The 11,589-nt window shown below is 41.1% G+C and carries 11 protein-coding genes; all 11 read right to left on the bottom strand.

Going from position 1 to position 11,589, the window contains the following annotated elements; translation table 11 throughout:
* Positions 1-74: 74 nt before the first annotated feature.
* The 11 genes from CCS77_RS07055 to CCS77_RS07105 all read right to left on the bottom strand — a co-directional run bounded on the left by CCS77_RS07055 (position 75) and on the right by CCS77_RS07105 (position 11,574).
* Complete coding sequence (locus tag CCS77_RS07055) at positions 75-485, bottom strand: Fur family transcriptional regulator (RefSeq protein WP_009294652.1); 411 nt, start codon at positions 483-485, stop codon at positions 75-77.
* 71 nt (positions 486-556) lie between these two features.
* A complete protein-coding gene (dxs, locus tag CCS77_RS07060; protein WP_107916980.1) occupies positions 557-2,383 on the bottom strand; it encodes a 1-deoxy-D-xylulose-5-phosphate synthase in 1,827 nt (608 codons plus the stop codon).
* Positions 2,376-3,248 (bottom strand): flagellar assembly protein FliH, encoded by an 873-nt coding sequence (gene fliH, locus CCS77_RS07065; protein WP_107916981.1) that lies wholly within the window; start codon positions 3,246-3,248, stop codon positions 2,376-2,378. The genes dxs and fliH overlap by 8 nt, the downstream gene beginning before the upstream one ends.
* A complete protein-coding gene (gene fliG / locus CCS77_RS07070; RefSeq protein ID WP_012001435.1) occupies positions 3,245-4,276 on the bottom strand; it encodes a flagellar motor switch protein FliG in 1,032 nt (343 codons plus the stop codon). The genes fliH and fliG overlap by 4 nt, the downstream gene beginning before the upstream one ends.
* Entirely contained in the window at positions 4,276-5,973 is a 1,698-nt protein-coding gene (gene fliF, locus CCS77_RS07075) for a flagellar basal-body MS-ring/collar protein FliF (protein ID WP_107916982.1), read from the bottom strand. The genes fliG and fliF overlap by 1 nt, the downstream gene beginning before the upstream one ends.
* Before the next feature lie 4 nt (positions 5,974-5,977).
* Positions 5,978-7,075 (bottom strand): histidinol-phosphate transaminase, encoded by a 1,098-nt coding sequence (hisC, locus tag CCS77_RS07080; RefSeq protein ID WP_107916983.1) that lies wholly within the window; start codon positions 7,073-7,075, stop codon positions 5,978-5,980.
* Complete coding sequence (gene pheA / locus CCS77_RS07085; protein WP_021086151.1) at positions 7,075-8,154, bottom strand: prephenate dehydratase; 1,080 nt, start codon at positions 8,152-8,154, stop codon at positions 7,075-7,077. The genes hisC and pheA overlap by 1 nt, the downstream gene beginning before the upstream one ends.
* Complete coding sequence (gene lysA / locus CCS77_RS07090) at positions 8,138-9,361, bottom strand: diaminopimelate decarboxylase (RefSeq protein WP_107916984.1); 1,224 nt, start codon at positions 9,359-9,361, stop codon at positions 8,138-8,140. Before lysA ends, pheA begins: the two co-directional genes overlap by 17 nt.
* A gap of 55 nt (positions 9,362-9,416) precedes the next feature.
* Entirely contained in the window at positions 9,417-10,481 is a 1,065-nt protein-coding gene (locus CCS77_RS07095) for an LptF/LptG family permease (RefSeq protein WP_107916985.1), read from the bottom strand.
* Positions 10,478-11,026 carry an aminoacyl-tRNA hydrolase gene (gene pth, locus CCS77_RS07100; RefSeq protein ID WP_103610513.1) on the bottom strand — a complete coding sequence of 183 codons (549 nt, stop codon included), beginning with the start codon at positions 11,024-11,026 and terminating at the stop codon, positions 10,478-10,480. Before pth ends, CCS77_RS07095 begins: the two co-directional genes overlap by 4 nt.
* An 11-nt stretch (positions 11,027-11,037) precedes the next feature.
* Positions 11,038-11,574 (bottom strand): 50S ribosomal protein L25/general stress protein Ctc, encoded by a 537-nt coding sequence (locus CCS77_RS07105; RefSeq protein WP_002939542.1) that lies wholly within the window; start codon positions 11,572-11,574, stop codon positions 11,038-11,040.
* Positions 11,575-11,589: the final 15 nt, after the last annotated feature.

The raw sequence follows: 11,589 nt of genomic DNA on the forward strand, positions 1-11,589 counted from the left end.
ATTTCAGGCTTGTTTGAAGTGTTTTATGAAGAAAAATAAAAATTTATGTTGCATAATGCAACATAAATTTTGCCTTATCGGCAGTGTTTACAGCTTTTTACGCTAGCAACGATATTTAGGCGCTCGATGATGTTACCGATCTTTTTTTCAAGCGCTTCTTGGTATTTGCCAAGCTCTGAGTCATCATAGCTCATATCCTCGACGCTACCGCAGTTTTCGCAAACCACGTGGATGTGTGGATGCTCGTAAATGTCGTATCTCGCCTTTTGATTGACGATATTTACTTCAACCACTAACCCCTCGTCTTTTAGAGTGTTTAGGTTTTTATAGACTGTTGCGAGCGAAACTGATGGATTTTCTTTCAAAATTTCATCATAAAGCTCATCGATCGTTGGATGTGTGTGACGATCAAGAATTCTCAAAACGCTAAGACGCTGCGGCGTTACTTTAAGCCCAGACTGTTTTAGCAACGATACATATTGCATAATTTTCCCCTATACAAATTTTTGCTTTATGCTAGCAAAAGTAATATTAAACGTTTCTTTATTAAATGATATTAATTATTCTCTAGTAATTTTTGGGTAATTTGCTCAGCGCTTATGCCAAGGCTCTTTTCGACCTCAGCTGTCGAGCCATGCTGGATAAATTTATCGTCATATTCAAAGCTAACAACGCTTACATTTGATATGCCATTTTCTTGTAAAAACGCACTTACGATCTCGCCAACACCGCCTTTTTTAGCGCTATCACTAAAGATATACCACTTTTTGGCGCGTTTTGCAAGACCCAGCAAAAGCTCTCTATCAAGCGGCTTTACAAAGACTAGATCAACAAGGATAGCTTCAAGCTTGCCAGCTAGTAAATTTCTAACCAAATTTGCCCTGCCAACGCCGTTGCCATAGCCTAAAAATGCGGTCTCACTCTTTGCGTCAGCCAAAATTTCACCCTTGCCAAACTCTAGCGGTTTGGCTTTAAACTCATCTCTTAAGATAAACGCCCCACGCGGATATCTAAACGCACTAACACCCTTGTAAGAGTAGGCAAATTCCATAACATTTTTCATGCTCTCTTCGCACCTTGGAGCAAAAAGAACCATGTTTGGCACAGCGTTTAAGAAGCTGATATCAAAAGCGCCCTGATGTGTTTCGCCGTCCTCACCCACGATGCCCGCTCTATCCATCGCAAAAGTGATGTTTAAATTTAATATAGAAGCATCGTGAATGACCTGATCGTATGCTCTTTGCATAAAGGTCGAGTATATCGCGACAAATGGCTTAAAGCCCTCTTTTGCCATGGCTGACATCGAGGTAACTGCGTGCTGCTCGGCTATCGCCACGTCCCAAAAGCGGTCTGGAAACTCATGTATCAAGGCGTCCATGCCAGTGCCTGTTGGCATCGCAGCCGTTACGCCAACGATGTCGCTATGCTCTCTTGCCATCTTTAAAAGCTGCTCGCTAAAGATCGCCGTGGCTGACTTGTTTGACTGTCTTTTTATAAATTCGCCACTTTTTAGATCAAATGGCCCAACTCCGTGCCAATTTTCATAGTAACCCTCGGCAAATTCATATCCTTTGCCCTTTAGCGTCTGTACGTGTACGATGACTGGTTTTTTCATGTTTTTAGCTGTTTCAAATGTGCTAAGAAGCGCTGAAAGGTCGTGTCCATCGACTGGGCCTATGTACTCAAGTCCAAGCTCTTCAAAAAACATGCCAGGAGTGATGAGCCTGATGCCCTCCTCCATGCGTCTAGCCATATAGGCTGCAGAGTCTGGCATATAGCTTAAAAAGCGCTCAACCCTGCCTTTAAATTTTTGATAAAACTGCCCAGCCATCATCTGGCTTAGATACTTACTAAGTGCGCCTATTGGCTTACTTATGCTCATTTCGTTGTCGTTTAGGATGATGACGCAAGGATATTTTCTATCCCCAAGCTCATTTAGCGCCTCATACGCCATGCCTCCACTTAGTGAGCCGTCGCCTATGACAGCTACTGGCAAGCGCTCTTCATTTTTTAGTTTGATCGCCTTTGCAGCGCCAACTGCAAGCGATATGGATGTTGAGCTATGTCCTGCTACAAAATAGTCAAATTTGCTCTCGCTTGGCTTTGTGTAGCCACTGATGCCGTTAAATTTTCTAAGCGTATCAAATTTGTCCCAGCGCCCAGTTAGTAGCTTGTGTGCGTAGCTTTGGTGGCTCACGTCAAAGATAAACGGATCTTTTGTGACGTCAAAAATTTTATGCATCGCAACGATGATCTCGACTGCGCCGATGTTTGAGCTAAGATGGCCGCCGTTTTTACTAACGGTGGATAGAATTTTATCTCTGATGTCGTGGCAAAGCGCGTTTAACTCATCGACATTTAGGCTTTTAACGTCTTTATTCATTATTTACCAGCATTTTTAGCTTCTCAAGCCTTGTTTGCATCGTCGCATCGATGTTTCCGCCCTCGCTTATTATCACCACGCCACCTTTGCTTATGGCGTCATCAGCACTTACTTTTACGCGTTCATTTTTACCAAATTGCTCTTTTAGATAGTCGCTATCTTCTGGATTAACACGAATTTCTATATTTTTTACGTCGCTTAACTCTTTTATAAGCGAATTTGCTAGGTGATGAGCGATCTGGCTAGATGCGCTTGAAACCTCTTTTTCTATCACCTCTTTGGCGATCTTTATCGCAGTTTGCCCAAGCTCTTCCTCGCTCTTTTTCAAAAACTCATCAAATTTAATGTACTGCTCATCTAGCTTTGCAGCTGAAGCGCTAAATTTAGCCTCAAGCTCTTTTATCTTTGCCTCGTTTGCAGCGTTTATTTGAGCGATGCCTTCGTTTTTGCCATCCTCTTTTGCACGGATGGTCTCAGCTTCAAGGCGCTTTGCAAATTCACTCTCTTGATTTTCTATTTGCATTTGAAGCTTGATGATATTGCTACTTAGCTCATCTGTCTTTTTAAGCAGCTCCTCGACAAAACTCGAGTCAAATCCAGGCTGGTGAGCTTGACTGTTTTGAGACTGAGGCACAAAGTGATTTTGCATGTTTGGTTGCATTTGGTGAACTGGCTGGCTTTGCGGCGTAAAATTTTCACCACCTTGCTCTAAATTTTGCTCATTTAGCTCTTCACTAAGGTTGTTCTCTTCTATCAAAACAGGTGCGCTATCTTGGGCTCTTTCATTGCTCCCAAGCACCTTAAATCTATAATTTTCTATAAAGTGAGCCGGCGAGGTCTCACTTGTTATTACGCTACTTTTCATTCTATCATCTCATCTGCTTCGCCAACTTGGAAGACGCCTTGATCAGCTAGACCTTGGACGACCTCAACGATGCGTCTTTGCGCCTCTTCAACATCTTTTACACGAACAGCGCCAAGGTATTGCATCTCCTCTTTAAAGGCTTCGGCTGCACGCTGAGACATATTTGATAAAAATTTATCTTTAATGCCATCGCTTGAACCCTTAAATGCAACCATAAGGTCTTTTTTATCGACATTTTTGAGAATTTCTCTAATCGCAGTTGCGTTAAGGTTGATAATATCTTCAAATGTAAACATAAGCTCTTTGATCGTTGTAGCAAGCTTATCGTCACTTTGCTCGATACGCTCGATCGTGCTTTTGCTAGCTTTTTGACCAAGTCTGTTTAGCACTTCTGCCACAGCTCTTGGGCCACCAACCTCAACCTTGTAAGATGTGAGGCTTTCTAGTTTGCCCTCAAGCACGGTTGAGACACGCTTGATCACTGATGGGCTGATCTCGCCTAGGTTTGCCATCCTGATTACTACCTCGCTTCTTAGCTCATCTGAGAAGAAGCTTAGCGTCTCTGCGGCACTTGTTGAGTCCATGTGGGCTAGGATTAGCGCGATAGTTTGAGGGTGCTCTTTTACGATGAAGTCTGCGAGTTGCTGTGGCTTTATCTTATCAAGATAGCCAAAGCTCTTTGAGTTTTCCATGCTTTTAGCAAGCTTGTCTAAAATTTTCTGAGCAGCCTCTGGACCAAATGTGCGGTATAAAATTTCTTTTGCATACTCCAAGCCGCCGCTTCTCATATATTGATTTGACTGCATTAGAGCATAAAATTCTTCCAAAATGGCGCCTGCTACTTGTTTGTCTATATTTTTTGCAGTCGCTATATAGCCTGAAATTTCGGTGATGACATCAACATCCATGTGAGAAAATATAAGAGCCGTCGCCTCTTCGCCAAGCTGTATTAGTAAAATAGCGATCTTTTCTGGCATCGAAAGATCGTCATATATCATCTTTTGCTTATCGGTTAGTTTTATAGACATCAAATTTCCTTACGCATGTTAAAGTCACTATCGTTTTTAACCATATCTTGGAGTAAATTTGAAATTTCCTCGCTTCGTTCAGTGACTATTATCTTCATCTTTTCAAGAAGGACATCGTATTTTAGCTCGTCCTCGTTAAATTCACCGCTAAGACCAAGCTGTTCCTCGACTTTCTTGCGAGCGGCTTTAAATTTCTCAAGCGTATCTTCAGCATCCACCTCGATATCTTCAAGATCGTCCTGGGCTTGCTCCTCTTCTTCTTTCGTCTCTTCAAGCATCTTTTGCATAAATGGCACGATGACTTTTTTGTAGAAGATGTAAAGTAGCAGTGCTGCAAAGATGTATTTTAGTAACGGCAAGAAAGGCATCACGTAGTTGTTCATAAAGCCATCCATCTTCTCGCCAGTGCTGACATCTTTGCCAGTTTTAAACTCGAAGTTATCTAAGCTTACCTCATCGCCTCTATTTTGATTGTAGCCGATTGATTGCTTGATTAAATTTGTGATTGATTCTCTTTGCTCTTTAGTAAGCGGGGCAAATTCAAGCTCGCCAGTTGGTTTGCCGTCTTTATCCTTTTTGCTTTGATAAAGTCCGTCTATAACGACAGCTGCGCTCACTCTGTTTATGCTAGCAAACTGCCCTTTGACATTTGTCACTTTCTTTGAAATTTCGTAGTTTGTCTGCTGCGAGCTTTTGTTGTACTGCTCTTTTAAAGTGCTATCATCAAGACCTTGAACAGGTCCTATGTTGCTAACCGCACCTGGTACGCCGCCCACTTCATTTGGAGCTGAGCCTTGACGCTTTTCTTCGATGTTGCTCTCGCTTCTTACAACGTTATTTGGGTCATAAACCTCACTTTTTGTATCTTTTTTATCAAAGTCAAAGTCGATATTTACCTTTGCTACGACCTTATCTGCCCCGCCCACGATAGGAGCTAGGACATTTACGATCTTTTGCTCGTAATTATTTTCAAACTCGCGCTTATAGCGGATCTGCTGAGCTATGGCATCACTATCAAACTCTCCATCCTCATCACCAAGTGCGACGCCGTCTTGATTTACTATCTTGACATTTTCTGTGCTTAAATTTGTAACAGAGGCGGCGACTAGGTTTTTAATGCCAAAAATTTGCTTCGCATTTAGACTAACGCCTGGCTTTAGCTCAACGACGATAGAAGCGGTCGGCAGTGCTTGCCTTTCAGTAAAGACGCTCTCTTTTGGTATGGCTATTCTTACGGTCGCTTTTTGGATAGACGATAGACTCTCTATCGTTCTAGCTAGCTCGCCCTCAAGCGCTCTTTGAAATTTAACCCTTTGCTCGGCGTCTGTTGCGCCAAATTCTTGCTTGTCAAAAATTTCAAAGCCGATCTTGCTCTCTTTTGGTATGCCAAGTGTTGCAACCGCGATCCTCTCTTTATAAACGTCGCTAGTTGGCACTAGGATCGTGCCCTCATTTGCGAGCTTATATTTCACGCCATCTTTATTTAGCTGATCGACTATTAGCGCTGAGTCGCTTGGGCTGATGTTTTCAAAAAGGACGCTATATCCTGCAAAGCTATCACTTTTACTTTTGTAAAGCGTTAAAAATACCAAAAACGCCACAACAAGGACGATCGAGCCACCTGCGACGATCTTTTGCTTTAGCGAAAGCTTTTGGTAAATTTGACTTATTTGATGAAGTAATGCCTTAAAATCCATATCCCTACTTTAAAATTTGCTTTAATTCTTCAAAAACTCTATCGTTTTGCCACGCTTGGCCGATGGTTATTCTCACCGCATTTAAGGCGTAGCTTTTTAAATCTCGTAAAATTATACCTTTTTTTAGCATCTTTTCGCATATCTGGCTTGATTTTGGCTCGTTAAATTTAAAAGTGATGAAATTTGTATAGCTTGGGATAAACTCGATGCCATTTTGCTTTGCAAAATCCTCATATCTCTTCATCTGCTCGAAGTTGTTTTGCATAGTTTTTTGCACAAATTCATCATCCCCAAGCGCTACTATCGCTGCTCTTAGGCTTGGAGTTGTGATGTTAAATGGAGCTCTTAGCTTTGAAAGAGCGCCTATGATCTCTTCATTTGCCACGCCGTATCCCACGCGCATGCCGCCAAGTGCGTAGGCCTTTGAGAAAGTGCCAAGATAGATGGCATTTTTAAATTTCACCACCTCGCTTGGCTTTATCTCTTTTTTGCTATCTTTAAATTTAGCAAATTCGTTGTAAGCACAATCAAGCACCACAAGCGTGTTTTCATCAATGTTTTTTATAAATTTATAGACCTCATCGGCATCGATGCACTCTCCCAAAGGGTTGTTTGGCAAGCAAAGAAAGATGACAGAAATTTCATCTTTGTGTGCGTTATAAATTTCTAAAAACTCGCTTAAATTATGCTCCACGCTCTTTGTGCGGTAAATTTTAGCCCCTGTTTGTTTTGCATAAATTTCATACATCGCAAATGTCACGCCAGCCATCAAAACGCCACTTTGTTTGTTCGCCTTTGCGTGCAGTGCAAACTCTATGATCTGGTCGCTTCCAGAGCCGATGATTAAATTTTTGCTAGTTACACCAAATTTCTTAGCCAGCCCCTCTTTTAGCTCAAAGTAGCTATCATCTGGATAAAGATGTGCGTTTTTAGCGACCTCTTTTAGCGCCTCTTCTACGCGTTTGCTTGTGCCAAAAGGGTTTTCATTGCTCGCTAGTTTTATCACATCTTTTGCATCGATGCCAAACTCTCTAACTACAAGCTCAATCGGCTTTCCAGCCTCGTAATTTACTAGATCATCTAAAAAGTCATTAAATTTCATTACTCTTCTCCGTTTAAATAGCTTCCAAGCCAAGTTATCTCAGCGCCGCTCTCTTTTGCGAGTTCAAAGGCGTTTTGCACCTTCTCATCGTCGATATGCCCTTCAAAGTCAAGGTAAAAAATTGACTTAAATTCGCGCTGTTTGATAGGGCGTGACTCAAGTTTTGTGATATTGATATTTTCATTTTTAAAGATAGAAAGCAGATCAGCAAGGCGTCCTGGACTGTGATCAGTCTTTGCTAGGATCGAAGTTTTTGAGTTTTCAACCTTGGCGTTTTTAAAATCACTAAGAATGAGAAATCTCGTTCTGTTTGCCATATTATCTTCGATCGTTTCATAGACGATTGGCACGTTGTAAATTTTAGCTGCGATTTTTGAGCAAATGGCAGCTGATTCTCTATCCATAGATGCCATATATGCAGCTGCTGCGGTTGATTTGGCTGGGACAAATTCGACCTCATTTAGCAAGTGATCTTCTAAAAATTTACGGCACTGGTTGTAGCCTTGCGGATGCGAGTAAATTCGCTTTATCTCTTTTAAATTTTCATTTATGCTAACAAAGCTGTGGTGGATATCTACGTAGAGCTCTGCCACTATCTTTATATCATCAAATTTACTCAAACAATCAAGCGTAGCTCCAACAGCGCCTTCAGTGTTGTTTTCGATAGGCACAACGCCGTATTTTGCCTCTTTTTGAGCTAGCTTTGTAAAAACTGCCTCGATCGTAGCAAGTGGCAGATAGGCACTCATCGCACCAAATCTACTTTGCGCCGCTTGATGCGTATAAGTGCCCTCAGGCCCTAGATAGACGATCTTTTGAGGCATCTCTAAATTTCTACTAACAGCAAAAATTTCAAGATAGATGGCCTCTATCGCAGCCTTATTTAAGGCTTTATCTTTGCTAAGGCTAGTTAAGCGGTTTATGATAGCTCGCTCGCGCTCAGGGCGATATATAGGCGTCCCAGTAGTTTGCTTTAGCTTGCCGATCTGCTCAACAAGCTTCATCCTCTCATTTAGTTTATTTAAGATGAGATCATCGATACTATCGATCTCTTTTCTAAGCTCATTTAGCTCTTGCATCAGCGCTCTCCAAAAACTCAATCTCAGGTGCCACGACGTCCTCGAAGCTCTCACGTCTTCTTATCAGCCTATCTTTGCCATCAAGTACGCAAACTTCAGCGGCTCTGTTTCTTGTGTTGTAGTTTGAGCTCATGCTAAATCCATAAGCTCCAGCCCCTTTAACAACGATGACATCGCCACTTTCACACTCTGGCAGATTGATATCTTTTGCTAAAAAGTCGCCGCTTTCACAAACAGGACCGACCACATCGCAAGTGCCTAAATTTTCATCCTTGCCATCGACAAAAATTTTGTGATGCGCGCCATAAAGGCTTGGTCTTATAAGATCATTCATCGCGCCATCAGTGATGACAAATCTCTTTTTGCCATTAAATTTTTCATATAAAACGCTTGCTACAAAGTAGCCAGCATTGCCCACGATGAAGCGTCCTGGCTCGCAAACGATGGTCACATCTTGACCCTTTAGTGCGCCTAAAATTCCTTGTGCGTAGTCGTATAAATTTATCTCTTTTTCGTCGTTATAGATGATGCCAAGTCCGCCACCAACGTCAAAGAATTTGATATCAATCTCAAGCGCTCTTAGCTCTCTTAAAAGCTCGCTTACGATCTTTGCAGCGTCTATTATCGGGCTTAGTGAAGTTAGCTGCGAGCCGATGTGAAAGTGTATGCCAGTTGGCTCAAGAAACTCTGATGCTTTAGCGTGGATATACATCTTTTTAGCTGTCTGCGCATCGACGCCAAATTTGTTTTCATTTAGCCCTGTCGAGATATATGGGTGAGTTTTTGCATCGACGCCAGGATTTACCCTGATGCTGATCCTTGCTTTTAAGTTTAACCCTTTTGCGATATCTTCAAGCCTTAAAAGTTCGGCAAAACTCTCAACATTTATCAGCAAAATTTCATTTTCTAAAGCCTCTTTTAGCTCTTCATCGCTCTTGCCAACGCCGCTAAAGATGATCTGATATCTCTTAGCGCCTGCAAGAAGCGCTCTTTTGACCTCGCCGATGCTCACGCAGTCAAATCCAGCTCCAAGATCAGCCAGAAATTTTAAAACACTTAAATTTGAGTTTGCTTTTACAGCGTAGCAAACCAGAGATTTTCTAGCGTAAAATGCGTTTTTTAGCGCCTCATAGCGCTCTTTAATGTAGTTAAAATCATAAACGTAAAGTGGGGTTTTGTATTTGCTTGCAAGCTCTTTAAAATCCATAAAATAGCCTTTTTTAAAATGGCTTGATTTTACAAAAAAGTTGCCAAAATTTGGCTTAACGATGCGATTTTATGAGATAAGTGGCGTATGCAAAAAGCAAAATAACAGGGAGAACCATGCCGATCTCTGGCAAGATGACAGAGGTTTGAGCAAATTTGGTTAAGATAAAGAGAAGTCCCCAAACTACGAGTGTTATGACGACAAAGATAAACGTTGAGAGTGCGAGGTTAAAAAACCTGCCAGTTACTGGCAAATGATAGTAGAAAATAAGCAATAAAAATGGCGCAAAAAATGGCGTGATGGCAAGGTTATAAAATGCAGTCCTTGCGCTATCAAGCCCTATACCTTCGTTTTTAAATGTCTTTATAAAATTTATCGCATCAGGTATGTTAAATTTCGAGTTTTCAACGCTTGCAGCACTCTCGATGCTCTTTGGCTTAAAGCCTCTTAACGCATCTAAATTTTCGCTTTTTACCTTGCTAAAGCCATTTTCGCCAAGCTCTAAGCTTTGAGGCAAAAAGGTCTGATTTACATCTTCTAAAACCCACTCATTGTCTTTAAATTTAGCGTGGTCGGCAAAAGTTGTTGAGAGCAAGTCAGTGCCATTAATGTCAAAAATTCTCACGTCATTTGCTCTTTGCTTGGCTGAATTTAGCTCTTTTATATAGATAAATTTGCCTTCAAATTTCAAAAATGAGTCGTTTGTACTTTTTGAAAAAGCGGTGTTTTTAGCGATACTTTTTTGATAGTCATGCGCATAAGCAAATGGCGTAAAATTTAGCCCAACGTAAAAAATCGTCACAAAAAGCGCGATGAGAAATGGCGGCAAAATGAGCTTGTTTTTACTGATGCCAAGAGCATAAAAGCTGATTAGCTCGTTTGATCTAACCATATTTACATGCAAAATTATTAGCGCAAAAATGAGTGAAAGTGGTAAAACGTAGCTAATGGCACTTAGCGCAGTAAGGCCTACGTAGAGTAGCTGAAGGTTGGCAGATGGCGGCAGATCTTTTAAATTTGTAAGCAGATCAATGCCAACATAAAATAGCTCAAGCGCTAAAAATACGATAAGAAAAGATTTTATATAGACCCAGCCAACGTATCTGGCGTATAGTTTCATTTGATAAGACCTTTTTTTACCGTAAATTTTTGTGAAATTTCGTTGATGTCGCTCTTTAGTAGCTCGCAAACTGCATTTTTTGTATAGGCTAAAATTTCATCTAAAGCCTTTTTCTCCTCGTCGCTAAACTCGCCAAGGACAAAATTTTTAGCATCACCCTCATGTCCGATACCGACGCGCACCCTTTCGTAGTCGTTGCCTATTAGATTATCGATCGATTTTATGCCGTTGTGTCCGCCGCTACTGCCGCCTTTTTTAAATTTAACCGCGCCAAAAATAAGGTCAAGATCATCGTGGATGACGATTATCCTATCTGGTTTATAAAAGTCTTTTACCGCTTTAACACTTTGACCTGAGAGGTTCATAAAGGTCGTTGGTTTTAGCAAGATAATGTCGTTAAATTTAAAAACTTCGCCTTGAAATTTGGCTGAGCTAACATCTTTGAAATTTGAGTCTTTTAGGAGGTCTATAAGCATAAAGCCTATGTTGTGTCTAGTGTTTTCGTATTTGGGGCCAGGATTTCCCAGCCCCGCTATTAGTGTCACAAAAGCCCTTTTTATTTAGCTTTAATAACTCCAAGTACCGCAACACGGTCAGCGTCAATGATAGTAACGCCTTTAGGAGCTGTGATATCACGAACCAAAATCGTATCATCAATGTCAAGTTTGCTTACATCAACGTCAAATGAATTTGGTAAATTTTCAGCCGTGCATTTTACGCAAAGACGTCTTTTTGACTGGATCAAAACACCCTTATTTTTAAGACCAATAGGTGTTCCAACTGGCTTAACTGGGATCATATATTTTGATAAAACGCCTGGAAGTGCTACCTTTAGATCTACGTGTTTAAGATCGCTTGTAACAACATCTCTTTGGTAATCAACAATAACGACATTATAAACTTTTCCGCCTACTTTTACATCAAAAGCAAGGCTCTCTTTTTTGCGTGCTTCTTTGATAAAGTCATTGACTTTAAAAGCAGCTGCAACATTCTCTAATCCCTTGCCATAAATGTTGGCGATTAGATAACCATCTCTTCTCAAAGCCTTCGCAGACTTCTTACCGATACTCTCTCTAACGATTCCTTCTAACATCGTTTTCCTTTCATA

It is taken from the genome of Campylobacter concisus, assembly GCF_003048375.1.
Taxonomy (GTDB): domain Bacteria; phylum Campylobacterota; class Campylobacteria; order Campylobacterales; family Campylobacteraceae; genus Campylobacter_A; species Campylobacter_A concisus_T.

Excerpts from the sequence above, each read along its gene's own strand:
- fliH (WP_107916981.1), bottom strand. The coding sequence starts at position 3,248 with ATGAAAAGTAGCGTAATAACAAGTGAGACCTCGCCGGCTCACTTTATA.
- CCS77_RS07055 (WP_009294652.1), bottom strand. The coding sequence starts at position 485 with ATGCAATATGTATCGTTGCTAAAACAGTCTGGGCTTAAAGTAACGCCG.
- fliF (WP_107916982.1), bottom strand. The coding sequence starts at position 5,973 with ATGGATTTTAAGGCATTACTTCATCAAATAAGTCAAATTTACCAAAAG.
- lysA (WP_107916984.1), bottom strand. The coding sequence starts at position 9,361 with ATGGATTTTAAAGAGCTTGCAAGCAAATACAAAACCCCACTTTACGTT.
- fliG (WP_012001435.1), bottom strand. The coding sequence starts at position 4,276 with ATGTCTATAAAACTAACCGATAAGCAAAAGATGATATATGACGATCTT.
- pheA (WP_021086151.1), bottom strand. The coding sequence starts at position 8,154 with ATGCAAGAGCTAAATGAGCTTAGAAAAGAGATCGATAGTATCGATGAT.
- hisC (WP_107916983.1), bottom strand. The coding sequence starts at position 7,075 with ATGAAATTTAATGACTTTTTAGATGATCTAGTAAATTACGAGGCTGGA.
- dxs (WP_107916980.1), bottom strand. The coding sequence starts at position 2,383 with ATGAATAAAGACGTTAAAAGCCTAAATGTCGATGAGTTAAACGCGCTT.
- CCS77_RS07095 (WP_107916985.1), bottom strand. The coding sequence starts at position 10,481 with ATGAAACTATACGCCAGATACGTTGGCTGGGTCTATATAAAATCTTTT.
- CCS77_RS07105 (WP_002939542.1), bottom strand. The coding sequence starts at position 11,574 with ATGTTAGAAGGAATCGTTAGAGAGAGTATCGGTAAGAAGTCTGCGAAG.